At 70.4% G+C, this 18,405-nt stretch carries 15 protein-coding genes and 1 pseudogene; 6 read left to right on the top strand and 10 right to left on the bottom strand.

The genetic code is table 11. The annotated features are described in order from the left end of the window. Positions 1 to 7 precede the first annotated feature (7 nt). Positions 8 to 343 carry a lysine transporter LysE gene (locus tag ACFC51_RS19850; protein ID WP_376529906.1) on the bottom strand — a complete coding sequence of 112 codons (336 nt, stop codon included), beginning with the start codon at positions 341 to 343 and terminating at the stop codon, positions 8 to 10. Positions 344 to 1,133: 790 nt separating this feature from the next. Here ACFC51_RS19850 and ACFC51_RS19845 point away from each other — a divergent pair. Beyond that, positions 1,134 to 2,099 carry a hypothetical protein gene (locus ACFC51_RS19845; protein WP_376529904.1) on the top strand — a complete coding sequence of 322 codons (966 nt, stop codon included), beginning with the start codon at positions 1,134 to 1,136 and terminating at the stop codon, positions 2,097 to 2,099. Positions 2,100 to 2,251: 152 nt separating this feature from the next. On the opposite strand, the gene ACFC51_RS19840 is transcribed toward ACFC51_RS19845, so the two are convergent. The 5 genes from ACFC51_RS19840 to ACFC51_RS19820 form a co-directional block, all read right to left on the bottom strand. Further along, positions 2,252 to 3,160 (bottom strand): class I SAM-dependent methyltransferase, encoded by a 909-nt coding sequence (locus tag ACFC51_RS19840; protein ID WP_376529902.1) that lies wholly within the window; start codon positions 3,158 to 3,160, stop codon positions 2,252 to 2,254. A gap of 299 nt (positions 3,161 to 3,459) precedes the next feature. Continuing rightward, positions 3,460 to 4,548, bottom strand: a complete 1,089-nt coding sequence (locus tag ACFC51_RS19835) for an NAD(P)-dependent alcohol dehydrogenase (protein WP_376529900.1) — start codon at positions 4,546 to 4,548, stop codon at positions 3,460 to 3,462. 2 nt (positions 4,549 to 4,550) lie between these two features. Next, entirely contained in the window at positions 4,551 to 5,954 is a 1,404-nt protein-coding gene (locus tag ACFC51_RS19830; RefSeq protein ID WP_376529898.1) for an aldehyde dehydrogenase family protein, read from the bottom strand. A 9-nt stretch (positions 5,955 to 5,963) separates the two neighbouring features. After that, on the bottom strand, positions 5,964 to 6,719 hold the full coding sequence (locus ACFC51_RS19825) for a (5-formylfuran-3-yl)methyl phosphate synthase (protein WP_376369056.1): 756 nt from the start codon (positions 6,717 to 6,719) through the stop codon (positions 5,964 to 5,966). 627 nt (positions 6,720 to 7,346) lie between these two features. After that, positions 7,347 to 7,907 (bottom strand): TetR/AcrR family transcriptional regulator C-terminal domain-containing protein, encoded by a 561-nt coding sequence (locus tag ACFC51_RS19820; protein WP_376530070.1) that lies wholly within the window; start codon positions 7,905 to 7,907, stop codon positions 7,347 to 7,349. 71 nt (positions 7,908 to 7,978) lie between these two features. Here ACFC51_RS19820 and ACFC51_RS19815 point away from each other — a divergent pair, with 71 nt between their 5' ends. Both ACFC51_RS19815 and ACFC51_RS19810 read left to right on the top strand, forming a co-directional pair. Further along, positions 7,979 to 9,154, top strand: coding sequence for an FAD-dependent monooxygenase (locus ACFC51_RS19815; RefSeq protein WP_376529896.1), 1,176 nt, complete (start codon positions 7,979 to 7,981; stop codon positions 9,152 to 9,154). A gap of 466 nt (positions 9,155 to 9,620) precedes the next feature. Next, positions 9,621 to 11,057, top strand: a complete 1,437-nt coding sequence (locus ACFC51_RS19810; RefSeq protein WP_376529894.1) for an MFS transporter — start codon at positions 9,621 to 9,623, stop codon at positions 11,055 to 11,057. A 272-nt stretch (positions 11,058 to 11,329) separates the two neighbouring features. Here the strand turns inward: ACFC51_RS19810 and ACFC51_RS19805 are convergent, their stop codons facing one another. After that, positions 11,330 to 11,689: a DoxX family protein gene (locus tag ACFC51_RS19805; RefSeq protein WP_376369053.1), complete on the bottom strand. Its 360-nt coding sequence runs from the start codon at positions 11,687 to 11,689 to the stop codon at positions 11,330 to 11,332. Positions 11,690 to 11,887: 198 nt separating this feature from the next. Next, positions 11,888 to 12,381, bottom strand: a pseudogene (locus ACFC51_RS19800) (cupin domain-containing protein). Positions 12,382 to 12,476: 95 nt separating this feature from the next. On the opposite strand from ACFC51_RS19800, the gene ACFC51_RS19795 reads away from it, so the two are divergent. Further along, positions 12,477 to 13,328, top strand: a complete 852-nt coding sequence (locus ACFC51_RS19795; RefSeq protein ID WP_376530068.1) for a LysR family transcriptional regulator — start codon at positions 12,477 to 12,479, stop codon at positions 13,326 to 13,328. Positions 13,329 to 13,463: 135 nt separating this feature from the next. Here ACFC51_RS19795 and ACFC51_RS19790 read toward each other — a convergent pair whose 3' ends face one another. Next, positions 13,464 to 14,450: an alpha/beta fold hydrolase gene (locus ACFC51_RS19790; protein WP_376369052.1), complete on the bottom strand. Its 987-nt coding sequence runs from the start codon at positions 14,448 to 14,450 to the stop codon at positions 13,464 to 13,466. 143 nt (positions 14,451 to 14,593) lie between these two features. On the opposite strand from ACFC51_RS19790, the gene ACFC51_RS19785 reads away from it, so the two are divergent. After that, on the top strand, positions 14,594 to 15,205 hold the full coding sequence (locus ACFC51_RS19785; RefSeq protein ID WP_376529892.1) for a helix-turn-helix domain-containing protein: 612 nt from the start codon (positions 14,594 to 14,596) through the stop codon (positions 15,203 to 15,205). A 406-nt stretch (positions 15,206 to 15,611) separates the two neighbouring features. Continuing rightward, on the top strand, positions 15,612 to 16,433 hold the full coding sequence (locus ACFC51_RS19780) for a maleylpyruvate isomerase family mycothiol-dependent enzyme (protein ID WP_376529890.1): 822 nt from the start codon (positions 15,612 to 15,614) through the stop codon (positions 16,431 to 16,433). A gap of 288 nt (positions 16,434 to 16,721) precedes the next feature. On the opposite strand, the gene ACFC51_RS19775 is transcribed toward ACFC51_RS19780, so the two are convergent. Then, positions 16,722 to 18,137, bottom strand: a complete 1,416-nt coding sequence (locus ACFC51_RS19775) for a hypothetical protein (protein ID WP_376529888.1) — start codon at positions 18,135 to 18,137, stop codon at positions 16,722 to 16,724. Between the last annotated feature and the right edge of the window lie 268 nt (positions 18,138 to 18,405).

The following is an 18,405-nucleotide window of genomic DNA, read 5'->3' as shown; positions in this document are numbered from 1 at the left end:
CACCACCTCACAGGCAGTCGCATCCTGTGGCATGGAGCAGCAGGAAGAGGGCCGTCATAGCGGTCACGGTGAAGCCGGCAGCGGTCAGGGCCGCGAGGCCCCGACGGCGCCCCTTCGCAGGGGTGCGGAAGGTATGCCAGGCGCCGTAGGCGAGGAAGAGGCTGAGTAACCCGGCCCCCACGATGGTGAAGCGTGGGCTGAGGGACCAGCTCAGGTAGGCGACCAGAGCCAGGCAGCCGAGCAGGGCACAGGCGAGCAGGCTGAGGATCACCTCGGCGACGGCTTCTCCCACCGTCTCGACCAGGAAGTTCGCAACGCCTTTCCCTGCCCTGCGGACCCCCACGGCGCTCCACCCCTCCGCCTCGATGGCCCCGAGCGGGGCCCGGTATGGAGGACCCCCGCCGAGCCGGAATGGTTGCCAGGGTGCTCAAGAGTTGCCGGCTGCGGCACACGGTCACACCTTGACGAAGGACAAAGGGCCCCCGTCTCAGCGGAACCGGGCACGCCCCTGCTCGCGCAGGTCACCACACGCAGGGGACTCGTTCAGGTCCCTGGCCTGTGGACCAGCGGCTTCGGGTGACGCCTGCGCGGGCCCTCTCCCGCGACGGACCTGCTCCGCTCCCCCGCACGGACGTGAGAACCATCCGCACATATCCATGACCAGCCGGAACTCGCGGGCACCGCCACGCTTCCGCCCAGGACACCTCGTCGACGAGAACGTTCGGCTGCCTTCGCTCCGCAGCGACCAGGCCGGTGTTCCTCTGCCGCACCCGGGGCCGGCCGGAAGCCGTCCAGGGCTGCCGGTCACCATGGGATTCGGTCCCATCGCCTTCGCCGGGGACGTGTTCACGGCCGCCGGACCACACGTTGTCAGATGCCCTCACAAGGAGGAACCGTGCTTCGAGCGCCACGTCGAGAACGGCGACTTCCCCCAATTGCTCTCGGTTCATGGGCTTCTCACATGCTCTGTACGATGCCTTCACTCGACAGACGTCCGGAGTGACCTCGCGGAACCGTCAGCCCTGCTTCAGAAAAGAACACCGACTGTGCAACACCCGCCCACTCCTCCAGCCCTGCCGCGTCGCGCTCGGTGGTGGCTCACCACTCCGGCCCGTGTCGGCTTCGTACTCGCGGTGCCCCTGTTCGGGCTGATCAACGAGTTCCTCGGGTTCCTCGTGCTGGTCATGGCGATCGTCCTGATCTGGAAGGGCAATCCCTGGCAGAGAGGCGTGAAGGTGGTGACGACCATTGCGGCCATGGCGCTGCTCGGCGCGGTCGTTCCGGAGCAGCCCGAGTCGACCACGGCGCAGGCGGACGGGAAAGCGGCGGAGAGGGAAGGGACCGCGGCCGTGCTGACCGCCCGGACGCCCTCGCCCGCGGCGGACGACGGGGAGCCGACACCGAAGCCCCTGCCGAAGGCCGCTGACTACCGGGGTCTGCGGCTGGACGTGGCGCGGGACAAGGCTGAGGCCGCCGGGTTCGGTGTGGGCGACCACAACGCGTCGGACGACCACAAGAGCATCTGGATGCGGTCCAACTGGACCGTCTGTTTCCAGGAGACGGGCTGGACCTGGTCCGACAGCAAGACGGTCGACTTCGGCGCGGTGCAGACCGGCGCGCCATGCCCGGAGACCGACGGAGGGGCCATCCCCTGGCCGACGATGCCGGATCTGGTCTGGAAGACCTGGAAGACCGCACGCAAGCAGGTCGCCGATCTCAAGATCGTCGAGGCCGATCACGTGCGGGCGGGCACTGCGTACGCCAACGACACGCTGCCCGACGAGGGCGAGTACGACAACTGGCGCGTCTGCGTGAGCGACCCGGCCGAGGGCGGGGAGGTCACCCTCAGCATGTGGGTGACCCTGGAGCTGACCGCACCTGACAACGGTTGCCCGAAGCCGAACAGGGAGGACGGCCACCCCGCGGTGCTTCCGGACCGGGACGACGACGGTGATCCTGACTATCGCGACCCGTTCCCCGGCGACCGGAACCGCAACAGCACCTTCCCGAACGGCGTGCCGGACCGCTCGGAGGGATCCGGATCCTCCTCCGGAGGCAGCGGAGGCAACTGGAACTGCCCACGCACCCGATGGTGCTGACGGCGAGGCCCGCAACCGCCGAGCCGCACGCGACGGCCGTAGAGCGGGACCGGCAGGACGACGCCCGTCACGTACCGGATGCGTGCTGGTGTCGCCCAACTCCCGGATGCCGGCTCCCGAAGGCCGGCTCCCGGATCTCGTAGAGAGCCGCCTCAGGACGGGGACTTGTTCGCGAACACCCACCGGTTGCCCGCCAGCGCGTCGTTCTGTTCAGGCAGCGGGCCACGTCCGTGCCGGTGTGTGAACTCGAAGGGGGTACGGATGCTCGTGGTCCAGTTCCTGCTCGCGAGATCACCAGCGGAGTCGGGCCGAGGCTCGCCGTCGAACAGGCTGAGCAGGTCGATGCCGATCTGGTCTCTGGTCGCGGTGTACAGCGGGCTGTCCCGGTACTCCAGGAGGTCCTTCTCCAGCTTGACCTCGTAAGCGAGTGCGCTTCCGCCCGCGCTGAGCCGGTCCACCGTGTCGATGAGACAGGTTTCGGCGGCGGCGGGCAGATAGAACAGCAGGCCTTCGGCCAGCCAGACAGTCGGTGCGGCCGGGTCGAAACCGGCATCGGTCAACGCCGCGGCCCAGTCACCGCGCAGGTCCATGGGCAGCGCCACGCGTGCTGCCTTCGGGGTGGCCTGGATACCGTCGAGCACCTTGTGCTTGAAGGCCAGCACGCCTTCCCGGTCCATCTCGAAGATCACACAGCCGCCGGGCCAGTCCAGTCGGAACGCCCGGGAGTCCAGGCCCGCCCCGAGCAGGACGACCTGGCGGGCGCCTCCCGTGTGCACCGACTGGAGGAGAAAGTCGTCGAGGACCCGCGTGCGGAGACCGAAGTAGCGCGCGAATCTCCCCCACAGCGGGTTCGCGTCCCCGTCCGGAACGTGTTCGGTGCGAAGTGGCCACTTCGCGGACGGCGGAGCGGCGAGCACGAAGTGTTCTGCGTAAAGATCCCGAGCCAGGCTGTCGGGGCGGTGGGTCTCGATTGCGCGTGCTGCGGCGACCAGAAGGGCGGTCACCCCGATACCGCCTTCCACGCCTTCCACAGCGGTGTTCTGATGCGCTGTGTCGACCATGTGTGCTCCCTTGGTACGAGTAGAGACCATGCACGTGAGTGATGCGACGACGCCTTCGGAGTGCGTGCACTCCGGGGTGGGTGCACGACGCCAGGGCTCCGTACGGCTCGTTCCTGAGACGTGCCCGATCGAGTCGGGGCGGGCGGGTGTGCGGGCACTCTCCTGCCGGCCCGGCCCCCCGTGAGCGAGCCGGTCCGCCCCGGCCCGTCTCTCCGGGCCCGACACCTCCGCTGCGCCTGACGGAAGAGCCGGCCCCGAGGCAGTGAGCGGGGTCGGCGCCTCGGCTGCCGCCTGGTCCCTTACGGGATCAGGACGGGTTTGACCACGCGGCCCGCCTCGCAGTCGTGTTCGGCTTCGTTGATGTCGGCGAGCGGGTAGGTACGGATCAACTGGTCGAAGGGGAACCGTCCGGCCTGCCAGAGTGAGGTCAGCCGCGGAACGAGCAGTCCGGGTATCGCGTCCCCCTCGCAGATGTGTGAAATCGTGCGGCCTCGGTCCAGTGCCCCCGGTTGCAGTGGAAGCGCCGTGTGGATCCGCGCCACCAGACCGAGGTGACCGGTCGGGCGCAGAGCCCGAAGGCCATCGTTGATGAGGTCGGCGGAGCCGGTGGTGTCCAGCGCGTACTGTGCGCCGCCGTCGGTCAGTTGCTGAATGCGGTCGGACAGACCGTGTGAAGCGGCGTGAAGGGGGATCGCGCCGAGTCGCTCGGCCAGGGCCAGCCGTTCGGGGTGCCGGTCGACGGCCACGGTCACCGCTCCGGCGGCGGTGGCCGCCATGACCGCGGCCAGGCCCACCGCCCCCGTACCGAGAACGGCAAGGGTGTCGCCGGGGCCGGCACCGAAGGAGTTGAACACCGCTCCGGCCCCGGTGAGAAAACCGCAGCCGAGCGGACCGAGCAGTTCGACGGGCAGGGAGGGATCCACCCGGACCGCGTTGCGCGCCGTGACCATGGCGTACTGGGCGAACGAGGACTGGCCGAACCACCGGGGGGCCAGTTCGCGTCGGGCCGCGTCGGTGAAGCGGGCCGCGTTCTCTCTGCGCCCTCCGAAGAGGTTGAGCGCGGCGAAGGAGTCGCAGTACGCAGGGGCGGCACCCATGCAGGTACGGCAGTGTCCGCAGGAGTCGAAGCTCAGCACGACGTGGTCGCCGGCGCTCAGACCGGTGTGTGGACCGCCCGTCTCCACGACGACCCCGGCACCCTCGTGCCCGAGCACCGCCGGCAGCGGTGAACGGCCGGCGGACCGCCGGACGGCCAGGTCGGTCCGGCACAACCCGCAGCCGGCGATCCTCACCAGGATCTCGCCGTCGAGGGGCCCGTCGTTCAGGATCACCTCCTCGACGGCGAACGGGCTCTCGTAGGCACGCAGCACCGCAGCGTCGAACCTCATCGTCACGCGTCTTCCGGACGGTGCACGACGAACGGTCTGAGGTTTCCGTAGAGTCCCCACGGCCCACCTGCGACCCCCAGACCGCTCTCCTTGATCCCTGCGAAGGGCTGGGCGAGAGACAGCTCGGCATGGTGGTTGATCCACACCGTTCCGCACTCCAGCCGGTCGGCGACCGCCTCGGCCTGGTCGACGTCGGTCCCCCACACCGAGCCGCCCAGCCCGAACCCGGTGTCGTTGGCCGCCTCGACGGCTTCGTCGAGGTTTCTGTACGGCAGCACCGGTAGAACGGGGCCGAACTGCTCCTCCGTCACCACCGGACTGTGGGAGGGCACATCGGCCAGGACCGTGGGGGCGAAGAAGTAGCCCGGCCGGTCAAGCCGACGGCCGCCGGCCACGACTCGCCCGCCGTCTGCCAGGGCCTGGGCCGTGTAGCGCTCGACCCGGGCCAGTTGGGGCGCGTTGTTGACCGGCCCGAGCTCCGAGCCGGGATCGAGCCCGGGCCCGACGACCACGGTCTTCGCACGGTGTGCGAGGGCTTCGACCACCTGGGAGTGGAGCCGGGCCGGGGCGTAGACACGTTTGACCGCCATGCAGACCTGCCCGCAGTTGCGGAACGCCGCCCAGAACAGCCGGTCGGCGATCCCTTCCACATCCACGTCCTCCAGGAGGATGGCGGCGTCGTTCCCGCCCAGCTCCAGGGTGACCCGGGCGAGTCCGGCGGCCGCACCTTCAGCCACCGCCCGTCCGGTGAGGGTGGAGCCGGTGAACGTCACGTGGCGGATGCCGGGATGCGACGCGAGGCGGGCTCCCAGCGGTTCGCGGCCGGTGACGATCGTCAGAACGTCCTCCGGGAGGACGCTGGAGATCACGGACCCCAGCAGTCTTGTGGCGAGTGGGGTGAACGGGGACGGTTTGAGCACCATCGTGTTGCCTGCGGCTAGCGCCGGAGCGAACTTCGCCGAGGCGAGTTGCAGGGGGAAGTTCCACGGAACGATCGCGGCGACGGGCCCGAGCGGACGCCAGCGGACCACACTCCGTACGGGCCGGCCGTCGGTGATCTGCTGGGATCCGGGGTCCAGTTCCGCGAAGTAGCGCAGGCGCGCCGACGTGCGGGCCACCTCCGCGTACGACTCGGGCAGGGGTTTCCCTTGTTCACGCGTGAGCAGGGAAGCCAGGTCGTCCCCTGCCCTCTCCACGGCGTCGGCTGCCGTGAGCAGTGCGCTGGTGCGGGCGGCGGAGTCGGCCCGCCAGTCGCGCCATGCCGCGTGGGCCCGGTCGATGACCGCGTCCAGTTCGTCCGGGTGCTGGTCGGCGACCTCTTCGCACACCTGGCCCGTTGCTGGATCAAGCACGGGAAGGCGCTCACCACGGACGTGAGGTGCCCGCTCGGGCGGATGTGTCGGCATGCCCGGCGTTCAGCTCGCGGCGGTGACGGCGGTCGCGTGTTCCGTGGCGTGCCGGTCCATCTCCGCCCGGAAGGCGGCCACCAGTTCCGGTCGGATCCTGCCGGTGTTGCGGTCGCCTCCCTCGCAGACGGCCCCTCGTACCCCCACGATGTCCGTGCCGATACGGGTCAGTACACCCAGGTCCTGCACCTTGATGCTGCCGGCGAGGGCTGCGAGGAGACCAGCGTCGTGGGCCAGACGGACGAACTCCGCACAGGCCTCGGGCGGTACGTGGTCGAACAGCCGCGTTCCGTCCTTGACAGCGGTGTCGAGCATGGCGGCGTCGGCGCCTGAGCGCCGGGCGATCTCGGGCAGCGCGAGCGGGTTGACACACCCGATCCGGTGGGAGTCGGCATACCCCGAGGCGACGACGAGGGCATCCGGGCGGTATTCCTTGACCGCGCGGACAACACCTCGCATGACCTCGACGGCCTGTTCCGGTGTCGTGCATCCGTAGAGGCCGACCTTGATGTAGGTGGCTCCGGAGACAGCTGCACCGAGCGCGGCCTGGGCCACGGTGCCGGGCTTGTACGGTACGTCCCCCACCGTCGCGGAGACCGGCTTGTCCGCGGGGACCGCAGTGCGGATCTCCCTGATGACCCAGGGGAAGTTCGCCCCGAGCGAGCCCTCGTCGGGCTTCTTGACGTCGACGATGTCGAGGTGTTCGGCCGCCTTCGCGCAGTCAAGGGCTTCCTCGACGCTGTCCGGTGAGATGAGCAGCAACAACGTGGGTTCCTTCCACCGTGTGTTCACCTGCCCACGGGCAGGTGCGCAAAGTCGTTCGGATCACGTGCGGTGCGTTCATCATCACTGAAAGCCCGTGGGCGTCGGCAGGGCGTGCGGCAGACCGGACGGATCATTACGAGGTGGCCTCCACGCCCCTTCCCACGCGCCGTTCACGCCGGTTCGGATCACCTGCCGACACTTCCGTCGTTCGTGCCTGCCGACACGTGTCGACCCCGGGGTGAAGGAAGACCCCCTCGGGCCGCCGCATCGGCAGGAGGCTCGGGCGCAGTGCTGCGGACGGGCGACCTGACCGTCGATGACCGGTGGAACTGCTGGCTGACCGCCCGCACCGGCCAGGACGGCCGGTGTCACCGGTAGCTCGACCTCCGCGAGGCGGGCGGCTTTCACGCGTCGCTCTGCGTGACCTGGGCGCACCTCGCGTACCGCGTATCACCGACGGCGGAACATCACCTTGAGTGGGTCCCGGCCGAGCCGTTCGGCGCGCCGAACGGCTCGGGTGGCTCCGCGCTCTGTGATGCTGCGGCAGGTCGGCGCTGCCGCGCCCGCCCGGGACACGTCGGCGCTGCCCCGCCCGCCCGGTTCCCGACTGTGGGAGGCGTCGACCCGCTACTCCACGGTTCGGTGCACGAGGCCGTTCAGGAGGAGGGAGAGGCCTGCCTCGAACGCCGACTCGTGATCGATGACCGGCACGTCTGCCGGTAGGTCCGCCTTCTCACCGGGGCCGGTGTCCGCCTGCTCCTCCAGGACGCTGCCGACCGTGAAACGGGAGGCAGCCAGCATGGCCGTCTGTGCTTCCCGCTCGGGAACACCGGAGGCGACGAGGAAGTCCATCTTGTGGCGGATCCGGTCGAGGTCGCCGGTGGGGGTGCTGCCGGCGTGGAGCCGGGCGCCGTCCCGGCGCGTCAGCAGGGTGCGCCTGAAGCTGCGTGTGTTGTCCGCGAACCAGTCACGCCAGTCGTCGTCGGGCGTCGGCAGGGGCGCGGTCGCATGCGGCTCCATCGCCGTGTGCGCCATGGCGGCGAGGAGGTCCTTCTTGGTGCGGAAGTACCAGTAGAGCGATGGCTGCTCCACGTTCAGTCGTTTAGCCAGCCGCCTCGTGCTCACGGCGTCGAGCCCGACCTCGTCGAGCAGGCCGAGCGCCTCAGCGATGACGGCCGCGCGGTTCATCTTCGTCACGTTGACAATCTATCGCTGATAGACGAACCTGGAAAGGAATCATTCACTGATAGATTTTTTGGATGGGCATGACGCATGGATCGGGAGGACCTACCCTGCGGGTCCTCGTCGCCGGTGGTGGGATCTCGGGACAGGCTCTGGCCTTCTGGCTCACGCGGGGCGGCCACCGGGTGACCGTTGCCGAACGGTCTCCGGCGCTGCGGGCCGCCGGGGCCCAGGTCGATCTGCGGGGCCAGGGCATCGAGGCCGTCAAGCGGATGGGGCTGCTCGACGCCGTCCGGGGCAAGCTCGTGGACGAGGCGGGGGTCGCCTTCGTCGACGCACGCGGCAGGGCCAAGGCGACGATCATGGCCAACACCTCGGGGCGGGGCCGGCAGACCCTCACGTCCGAGTACGAGATCATGCGCGGGGACCTGGTACGTATCCTGCACGAGGCGACGAGGGACGACGCCGACCACGTTTTCGGCAAGAGCGTGGACGGCTTCGAGCAGGACGCACGCCAGGTCGTCGCGCACTTCTCCGACGGCTCGTCCGGCGCATTCGACCTTCTGATCGGAGCGGACGGGCAGGGATCGCGCATCCGGGGGGCGCTCCTGCCACAGGGCTCGGACCCGTACTGGCGCGTCGGCATCCACATGGCCTACTGGTTCGTTCCGCGCATCGCGTCCGACAGCAACGTCCGGGACACCTACATGGTCCCGGGCGGCCGTCAGATCATGCGCCGCAGCCACAGTCCGTCCGAGACCCAGGTGTACTTCGTGATGCGGGAGGAATCCGAGGAAGCCTCCGCGATCCACCGTGCACCCGTCGAGCGCCAGCAGGAGTTCTGGGCAGACAGGTTCCGCGACGCCGGTTGGCAGACCCGGCGTTTCACCGAGGGCATGAGGGCCAGCCCGTTCTTCTACTCCCAGGAGATCGTCCAGGTCCGCACCGACACCTGGTCCAAGGGCCGCGTGGTCCTGGCCGGCGACGCAGCGCACTGCGCCTCCCCTTACAGCGGCATGGGCGTCTCCGGGGGCCTGGTCGGAGCTCACGTCCTGGCCGGCGAGATCAACCGGCACCCGGACGACCTGTCCACCGCGCTGGCGAACTACGACCGCGTCTTGCGGCCCTTCACCGACGAGATCCAGGGGGGAAGTCAACCCGCGCCTGCTCCGCCTGGGCATGCCGATGACCCAGCTCGCGATCGATGCCTTCCAGGCCACCACCGCGCTGGCCTGCCTCCTGCACGTCCCTGACCTGGCCGCGCGCCTCTCCAAGGAGGACCGCGGAGGCAACTGGCAGCTCCCCGAGAACCCCGCGCCGGCCATAGCCGCCTGAACGCGACCGGGTGGTTCGCATGGACGGCCGTCAGGACCGCAGCCCGGCCGGTGACGGGGAGCACGACCGCGTGCATGGGCACCGGGGAGGAGGGGCGGGTGGGAAGGCTCCGGAGCGGCGGAGCGCCGAGAGGGTCTGCAGACGTTGTGTACGCTTGGGGCATCGGAGTAGAAACGTGTGTTCACTGCCAGGCGTCAGCGCTGGTTGACGGAAATGGAACACGCGCGTACACGCGGACCGGACGGACCGCCACTTCTTCACCTCGAAGGAGTGCCAGTGAGTGTCCGTCGTACACCTGGGGAGACGGTCGACCCTCCCACCGGAACCCCACGTTCGCCGCGTTCCCTGCGTGAAGCGAGGGTGGCGCTGGCAGGGCTGTCAGCAGTGTTTCTGTTCGAGATGCTCGACAACTCGATCCTCAACACCGCGTTGCCGACCATAGGCCGCCAACTGTCGGCATCGACGACAGTGTTGCAGTGGGTCACAGGCGTGTATTCCGTCGTGTTCGGCGGACTGATGCTGACGCTCGGCGCGCTGGCCGACCGGGTCGGACGCCGCAAGATCATGCTGTTCGGTCTGGTGCTGCTGGGTGTGGCAGGTCTGGCGACAGCTTTCGTCACCACGGCGGAACAACTCATCGCGGTACGCGTGGTCATGGGTGTGGCGGCTGCGATGACGACACCGGGCTCCCTTGCCCTGGCGTTCCGTCTCTTCGACGACGAAAGGCTCCGCGTCCGTGCGACGACGTTGATCTCGACGGTGGGTCTGGCAGGACTCGCGATCGGCCCCACCGTGGGCGGCTTCGTACTCGCGTGGGCGCCGTGGGAGGTACTCCTGCTGGTGAACGTGCCCGTCGCCGCGCTTGCGTTCGTCTGCATCCGGCGCGGCATCCCGGCTGACGGAGGGGAGGAACTGCACCGCGATCCGGTCGACGGCGTGGGCGCCCTGCTCGGCACCGCCACGATCGTTCTCGCGCTGGTCGCTCCGACGCTGTTCGTCGATGCGGGCATCGCATCGCCTCTCCCCTGGCTGGCCGCGGGAGCGTCCGGCGTGATGGCGGTGCTGTTCGTCGTCCGCGCGCGCACTGCGCGCTGTCCGCTGCTCGACCTCGGTCTCGTCGCTCGCCCTCTCGTGTCGAGCGGCCTCGCCTTCAAGGCTGCCTCCGGCCTTGCGGTCGCCGGCCTCGGCTACCTCGTGACCCTGCAGCTCCAGCTCGACTGGGGCTGGACACCGGCTCAGGCGGCCATGGGAATGATGCCGCAGGTCGTCGTGCTCCTCGCCGGCGGTGCTCTCATCGGTCCGGTCGTCGAGCGCGTCGGTCTCGACCGGGCAGCCCGGCTCGGCGCCGGAGCGGTCGTGTGCGGGCTCGCCGTCTACGGGCTGCTGGGCCGCTTCGGGTATGTGTGGGTCGCCCTCGCGCTGGTGCTCGTCGCCGCAGGGATGCGCGTCGTGGGTGTCGTCGCCGGTACCAACGTCCTGCGTGGCCTCCCGCCCAACCGCACCACCATCGGGGCGGCGCTGGTGGACACCGCCGGTGAAGTCGCGACGGGATTCGGCATCGCTGTCAGCGGGACCATCCTCGCCGCGCTCTTCACCGGCAACATCACCGCACAGCGCTGGAGCACCGGTCAGACCACGGAGTTCCGCGAGGCGGTCACCTCGGCCGGCCTCACGCTCACGGGGTTGGCTGCGGCGCTCGTGGGAGGGGGCATCATCCGTGCCCGTCGCGCTGCGTACACCACGAGCACGACGCCCTCACCCGCTGTCGACGCGGACAGCGCGCAGGAAGCGGGCAGCGGCAGGAAGTCGGGGGCCCGGTAGATCACGGGCTAGGAGCACCGGACTCGGCTTTCGAGTCGGACGACGGTCTACGGCCGGGGGGGACACGATACGAATGTCCCAACTCGCCCACGCTCGCTTGACGGCTCATCCACACGCGCATGGCCGGTGGATCGCCCGGACAGGGATCCACCGGACTCGGCGCTGTCGACAAGCGGGTGGGCAGTAGAGCCAGAACAGCCCGGTGCACGACGAACACCGTGGCTCAAGAACCCCGGGCGAGGAACCCTCCTGCGATCGAGGACCGCACGCCATCACAGCCCGGTGGAAAGCCAGATGGTCACGGCCGCGGCCACGAGGAGTCCGACGTTGAGCGCGATCCGGCGGTCTCCGCCGGTCAGGTGCACGGGAATCGCACCCATCTGCAGGAGGACGAAACCGATGGCCGCGGCCGGCACCAGCCAGGGGGCGATGCCGGTCAGCGGCGGCAGGATCAGGCCGGCCGCGCCGAGTACTTCGACCGCGCCCAGCGCTCTGAGAGCAGGCAGGGGTATGCGGTCGGCCCAGGCCATCATCGGGCGGAGTTGGTCGCGGCTCCGGGTCACCTTCAGCGTCCCTGCGTAGCAGTAGAAGAGGGCGAGCAGTCCGGCGACGATCCAGTAGGCGATGTTCATGGTTTCCGTTCCTGGCCACCGGTGCGCGGTGCCGTCGATGTGCGTATGACCAGGGAATCCCCTGGAGGAGGCTCGGGTTCCGGGCCCGAGGGCCGGCGGACACGACGGCGGCGGCGCCGCGGTCTCGCCGGGGGGCGGAGGAAGGGTGGGTGGACCGTTCCGTCCCGCTGTCCTCAGGTGAGGTCGTGGCGGGCGTCCTCAGGTGAGGTCGGTGGCGGGCTCGGTCGCGTAGTGGCTCGTCGCGTCGATGTCGACCGCCCGTGTCAACGGCCGGCCGTCGGCGAGGGCCCCTTGGAGGTCTCGGACGTACTGCACGCAGAGGTCGGGGTGAAGGTGCTGAGCGTCACCGCGGGCTGATCGGCCGGATTGGCGAAGGTGTGCGGGACGCCTGTCGGAACCATGACGAGCGTGCCCGCGGTTGCGTCGTGGTCCTCGTTCCCGACGGTGAACCGCACGGTGCCGGAGAGGACGTGGAAGCCCTCGTCGTGTCGGGCGTGGCGGTGCTGGGGCGGTCCCTGGGCATGCGGGGCGGGAACGGACTCGGCGATCGCGAGGCGGTGGCCGGTGTGGCTCCCGTCCTCCAGAAGGCGCATGCGCGTGGTGCCCGGAACGATCGTCTCGCCGTCTCCGGGACCCACCGCCGAGACGGAGGAGCCGGCCTTCGGCCGACTGGTCTTCGCTTCTCCGGTCATGGGCACAAGTCCACCGCCGGGGCCCGTCACTGTCCAAGACTTATCCCGCGGCACCGATACCTGATGGGTATCGTTGCAGCATGGAGCTGCGGAGTATGGAGCTACGGACCTTGCGCTACTTCGTGGCGGTCGCCGAGGAACTGCACTTCGGGAGGGCCGCCACCCGCCTGCACATGAGTCAGCCGCCGCTGAGCCGGGCGATCAAGCAGTTGGAGGCCGACGTCGGCGCCCTTCTCCTGACCCGCTCGCCCACCGGCGTCACGCTCACGCCGGTGGGCCGGGTGCTGCTCGACGAGGCGCGTGCCCTGCTCGACCATGCCGACCGCGTCCGTGTTCGGGTGAGCGCGGCGGCCGGCACCGCGACCATCACGGTGGGCATCCTGGGCGACGGCACCGACCCGGGAGTGTCCCGGCTCGCCACCGCCTACCGCCGGAACCATCCCGGCATCGAGATCCGTATCCGCGACACCGACCTGACCGACCCGACGTGCGGGCTGCGCGCGGGTCTGGTGGACGTCGCTCTCACCCGGGCACCGTTCGACGAGACAGCTTTGACGGTGCGTGAGCTGCGGTCCGATCCGGTCGGCGTGGTCCTGCGCGCCGACGATCCGCTGGCCCGCCGCGAGACACTGCGGCTGGCCGAGCTGAGCGACCGCCGCTGGTTCCAGTTCCCGCAGGGCACCGATCCTCTCTGGCAGTCGTACTGGAACGGCGGCACGCTGCGCGAGGGTCCTGTGGTCCGCGCCGTTCAGGAGTGCCTGCAGGCCGTGTTGTGGAACGGCACGATCGGTCTGGCGCCGTCCGGACACGACCTGCCGGCGGAGTTCGCCGTGGTCCCGCTGGTCGACATGGAGCCGAGCCGGGTGGTGGCGGTGTGGAACGAAGGTGACGCCAACTCGTTGGTCCGGTCCTTCGTCGAGACCGCGGCAGCCGCCTACCGTCGCTGAGCACCGGCTGACCGCCCGGAGGTTCGGCATGTCCGTCAGCCCCTTCCCCCCTCACCGAACAGGCGCGAGGCGCATCCGCGGTGCGGCAGGGCGGCGCGGCCGGGGGGTGCGGGCCCTACCTGTGGCCCGTCCTGTTCAGTCCTGGAGGGTGGCGAGCCATTCGGTGAGCAGACGGTTGACGTCGTCCGGGCGTTCCTGCTGGATCCAGTGGCCGCAGCCGTCCAGGAGGTGCGAGGAGGTCAGGCCGGGGAGGGTGGTGGGGAAGGCGTCGATGGCGTCGGCCATCCAGGTGGTGGAGGCGTCCAGCGTGCCACCGATGAACACGGACGGCTGCCTGACCGGGGCGCCGCGGTGCGGGGCGAGGTCTTCCCAGTCGCGGTCCATGCTGCGGTAGCGGTTGAGGGCGCCGGTCAGGCCGGTGCGCTCGAACTCAGCGGCGTAGACGTCGAGGTCGTCCTGGGTCAGCCAGGCCGGGAGGGTGGTCACGGGGAAGCGGTCGCGCAAACGGCCACCGTGAGCGACGAAGTGCGGGTCGGGCGCGCCCTGGGCAGGCATGGTGTCCCCGGACAGGGACGTGTAGAAGCCGGCCAGCCAGCCCCGGACGTCGGGCTCGATCTCCGCCTCGGCGCGTCCGGGCTCCTGGAAGTAGGAGACGTAGAACTCCTCCTCGGGGCCGCCGATCCGGGCGAAGACGTCGGTGGGCCGGGGTCCGCCGGGCGGCGCGTACGGCACGCTCAGCAGGCCGACCGCCCGGAACACCTCGGGGTGGAGCAGGGCGGAGGACGAGGCGATGTTCGATCCCCAGTCGTGGCCGACGACCACTGCGCTCTCCTCGCCCAGTGCGTGCACGACCGCGATGTTGTCCTGCACCAGGTCGAGCATCCGGTAGGCATCGGTCGCGGCAGGCCTGGAGGAGCGGCCGTAACCGCGCACGTCGATCGCCACCGCCCGGTACCCGGCCGCGGCGAGGGCCGGGAGCTGGTGGCGCCAGGAGTACCAGGACTCGGGGAAGCCGTGCAGGAGGAGGACCAGCGGGCCGGTGCCGTGCTCGACCAGGTGCAGGCGCCCGGCCGGGGCCTCGACGGTGCGGTGGCGGAGTGCGGCTGACGGTTCGGACTGCATGGAGGCTTCTCCTCGGTTCGCCGGTTGACACGCGTACCCCCCGATCATGGGGCGCACCGCCCCGTCGACGCGATCGGCGTTGCCGGCCTGGCAAACTGGCAGGCCAGGGTGGTGGAACAGCACGTGCGGGAGGCGCAGGGACGGTGGCAGGCGACGACGTGGCCGAGACGCTGTCGTCGGTGGGCACCCGGCTGCGGGCCGCGCGCGAACAGCGTGGCGTCACGCTCGCCGGCGTCAGCTGCGCGACCGGCATCTCTCCGAGCACGCTGTCGCGGATCGAGACCGGCCGGCGCAGACCCACCCTGGAGGTGCTGCTTCAGCTGGCGAAGGAGTACGGAGCCTCGCTGGACGAACTGGCCGGCACCGCGCCCGCCCCGGCCGCCGGCCCCCGCACGCCGGCCCTGAGCTTCGGGGACGACAAAGCGGTGCTGCCGCTGACCCGGTACGTAGGCGGCTTGCACGCGCACAAGCACGTCCTGCCGGCTGTCGAGGAGTCTCTCGGGCGGCCCCGGCAGGTCTCCCACGACGGCTATGAGTGGCTGTGCGTCCTCTACGGCAGGCTGTGGCTCGCGCTCGGCGATCAGGATCTCGTCCTGACCGCCGGAGAGGTCGCCGAGTTCGACACGCGCACCGCCCACGGCGTCGCGAACGCCGGATCGGACGGGCCGGTCGAATACCTGGTCATGTTCGGGCCGCAGGGCGAGCGTCTACGGCAGCGCACCCCTCCTCCGGCCGCCGGTCGCGGGGGCCGATAGACGGATCACACGTCGTGGCGCGTGGGAGCCGATAGGCGGATCACACGTCGTGGCGCGTCGGACCTGATCGCCGCCACTCCCGCCGACGGCACCACCATCCCCGAGCAGCTCGCCGCCGTCCTGCACGGCGCCCCCGCCACCGTCGGCACCCGCCTCACGGACGGGGGTTCACATTCGGTGCAGGCCCCACGCACCTCCCCGTGCACCGCTCAGCTGTGCTCAGGCGCTGCGCGTGCGGTGACCTGCCGGAGCCGTGCCCGGTCGCACGCATCGAACGGCCGGTGCCGTGCCCCTTGCCGGGAAGCGGTGTGAGCTGCTCTTGTGTACCCGCAGGTAACCGACGTGGGACCGGCAGGGGAATCCGCCCCGGCCGGCGGCCGCGTCCCGTATGGGGAGTGGTGGCCGGGTGGAGCCTGTGGCAGGGCGGGACGTACGGGGTGTGCTGCCCGAAGGGCTGGCCGACGCGATACGTACGACGGCCGAGGACATAGCGGGGCTGCTGCGCGGCGCCCCGGGCACCGGAGGCCCGGTCCCCGGGTCGGAGTGGACCGTGGGCGAAGCCGCGGCACACCTCGCGCAGGCCAACGCGCTGATGGCCGACATCGCGGCCGGGCACCCGCGCAGTCACGGTGACGGCACCCCGCAGAGCCTGGCCCAGGCGAACGCGCAGGCCCTTGCCGCATTCGGGGAGCGCGGCGCGGAACCCTTGGCGGCGATGATCGAGGAACAGGCGGGTGCGTACCTCGACGCGGCAGTGCAGCATCCCGCCCAGGAGATGCTGGTGACGCCGCTGGGACCGATGACGCGCGAGGTACTGGGGTCGTACCTCCTGACGCACATGCTGGGTCACGGCTACGACCTGGCCCGCGCGCTGAAGCGCCCGCACATGGTCGACCCGGCCAGGGCGCGGCTGGCCCTGCCCTTCATGATCGAGGTCATGCCCCGGGTGACCGACGCGACGGCCACGGCAGGCCTGAACGCTCGCTACGCCGTCCGTCTGCGGGGCGGCGACCGATTCGGGGTGACCTTCACCGACGGCGTGGTGTCCGTGGACCACCGGCTGCCGGAGCGGCCGGACTGCACCATCTCCATCGAGCCGGCGACCTTCCTGCTGATGGCCCTCGGCCGCTGCGCTCCGACGCGGGCGATGGCCGGGGGCCGGGTCGTCGCCTGGGGTCGCAAGCCGTGGATCGGGCCCCGCTTCCCCAGGTACTTCAAGGCTCCGTGAGGCGGGTCCGGCTCCCCTGAGCCCGCCGTGCGTGCAGGGGTTCCGGGTGCCCTGCGGCGGCGACGCTGGGCGGACGGACAGACCAGGGTGACGAACAGGACATCCGCGCGTCTCCTCGGGCGACCGGATACCCGCCGTCGATCAGCCGCTCGATGACGTACGTTCTGCGCCTCCGAGCACGGGTGCGGCGAGGGAGACTGGAACCTTCGGCTCCTCCGTCGCTCCGTGCGGGGCGGATCCTCCTCGGCGGTCGTGCGACGGCCCGTTCTTGGTGGTGACAGGCGTGGGTCACTGTCGGTTGAGGAAGTGGAGGCGTTGCTGGGCCATCATCAGGTGTCGTCGGTCGAGGGCGGGGAGCGCGCTCAACAGGAGGATCAGTTCGGGTCCGCACTCCTGTGCCTTCGCGGAGTCGGTGATCTGCGTCCAGCAGTAGTGGGCGCTCTGGGCGGCGGCCAGCAGTTCGGGGGCGTCCGGCGCCTGCTGAGCGAGCCGGGTTCTTCCGGCTCCGGCCCACAGCTGCGTCGCGAGCAGCCAGTTGCCCGCCATCTTGGCGAGGTCGGCTCGGATCTCCGCCCACTGGGTGGCCTGCAGGGAGTTGTACCCGTTGGTCTGGAGGATGTGGTGTTCCCAGACCTGGGCGAGCTGAGCCGCTTCGTGGTGTCGTCCGGCCTGTGCGAGAGCGTGGATGTACGGGCGAGGGTCCTGTTCCGGTTCCTGGGCGTGTATCGGGTCGACCGGCAGCGGGGGCTGCGTCGGCAGGTGCCGCTCGGGACGCGGCGCGGGGACCATCTCGCGTCCCTGCTGGGGAACGGGAGGAACGGGGGCCTCTTCGGGGGCCAGGGCCTTGGCCGGTGAGGACGAGGCGGGCGGGGCGGGCGGGGCGGGCGGCTGGGTGGATTGCGATTTCTGCGGCTGCCCGGGCGCCGGCGTACCGGAATCCTCCTCGGCCGGGTGGTTGCGAGACATGCGTGCGGCGTTCTCCGCGAGCAGTCGCCTGAGCTCCGTCATGGACGGTTGGTCCGCCGAGGCCGTCAGTCCGGGGGACGAGGGGATGACCAGGGCACCGGGTGGCAGCGCGGCGGCAGCCACGGTGAACGCGTGCACCTGGGAGTTGGTGAGACGCTCAGGGGTGCGGCGGAGTTGCTGGATCCACTGCCGGGTGTACTCACTGACGCCGGGCGTCCCGGAGAAACCGGGTGGGGCCACCACACCGAAGACCTCCGCCGCCGTCGCGGCCGGTGTCAGGGCGTACTCCTGGAGCAGGGGCCACGCCCCCTTGTCCGCCGCGAGGTCGAAGAGCACCGTGGTCAGCCCTCGGGGCCGATTGCGCAGCTCGGTACCGAGCCACTCCCACGGCAGTGCCGTGTAGCGGGTGGTGGCCGCGGTGGTCTGGGAGAGTGCGAGGTAGAGCTGTCTGCCGCGGCGGTCGGTGGTGAGGCGTCCCGAGAGGTAGACGAGCAGGGGCCCGGGGGTTGCTGCCGCTGCTCGGAGCCGGACCTGCAGGGCGTTCTGGTCGTGGATGCCGTCCAGGTACGTCGTGTCGCTCGGCGCGCTGCTGCCCAGCAGGACGGAGGTGGGGAGGAGCGACAGCGCCGCGAGGTTCGCGGAAGGCAGGACCTGCACGGTCCGGCGCCGGGTGGCGGCGTCGCCCGCGATCAGGAGTACATGCCCTCGTTGCTGCTGGTCCACCCCGTTGATCTTCATACAGGAACCGTACTCATACGAGGTGACTCCCAGGAGGCAGGGCCGCCGAAGCGCGCACGGCGGTGTGCTGCCGTCCGGACGTGAGCGGTGAGCGCCTCATGCGTTCCTGCGCCTGCGATCTGATGGGTCTTCACAGAAGAATCTCCGCCCCGCCTGCGGCAGTATGCTCGGCCGACGCGGGCCGCGGGCGGCTGTCCGCACCGCCGAGGCTGTGCGGGCCGGGTGATCGGCTCCCGGACCGGGCCGGACGGACTCCATCAGACCTTAC

The sequence above is a fragment of the Streptomyces sp. NPDC055962 genome (genome assembly GCF_042270185.1).
In the GTDB taxonomy this organism is placed as follows: Bacteria; Actinomycetota; Actinomycetes; order Streptomycetales; family Streptomycetaceae; genus Streptomyces.
This window is presented reverse-complemented; position numbering and strand designations above follow the sequence as displayed.

What these genes read in the sequence shown, in the direction of transcription:
- ACFC51_RS19840 (WP_376529902.1), bottom strand. Translation starts at nt 3,160, where the DNA reads ATGGTCGACACAGCGCATCAGAACACCGCTGTGGAAGGCGTGGAAGGC.
- ACFC51_RS19835 (WP_376529900.1), bottom strand. Translation starts at nt 4,548, where the DNA reads ATGAGGTTCGACGCTGCGGTGCTGCGTGCCTACGAGAGCCCGTTCGCC.
- ACFC51_RS19830 (WP_376529898.1), bottom strand. Translation starts at nt 5,954, where the DNA reads ATGCCGACACATCCGCCCGAGCGGGCACCTCACGTCCGTGGTGAGCGC.
- ACFC51_RS19820 (WP_376530070.1), bottom strand. Translation starts at nt 7,907, where the DNA reads ATGAACCGCGCGGCCGTCATCGCTGAGGCGCTCGGCCTGCTCGACGAG.
- ACFC51_RS19815 (WP_376529896.1), top strand. Translation starts at nt 7,979, where the DNA reads ATGGGCATGACGCATGGATCGGGAGGACCTACCCTGCGGGTCCTCGTC.
- ACFC51_RS19805 (WP_376369053.1), bottom strand. Translation starts at nt 11,689, where the DNA reads ATGAACATCGCCTACTGGATCGTCGCCGGACTGCTCGCCCTCTTCTAC.
- ACFC51_RS19795 (WP_376530068.1), top strand. Translation starts at nt 12,477, where the DNA reads ATGGAGCTACGGACCTTGCGCTACTTCGTGGCGGTCGCCGAGGAACTG.
- ACFC51_RS19790 (WP_376369052.1), bottom strand. Translation starts at nt 14,450, where the DNA reads ATGCAGTCCGAACCGTCAGCCGCACTCCGCCACCGCACCGTCGAGGCC.
- ACFC51_RS19775 (WP_376529888.1), bottom strand. Translation starts at nt 18,137, where the DNA reads ATGAAGATCAACGGGGTGGACCAGCAGCAACGAGGGCATGTACTCCTG.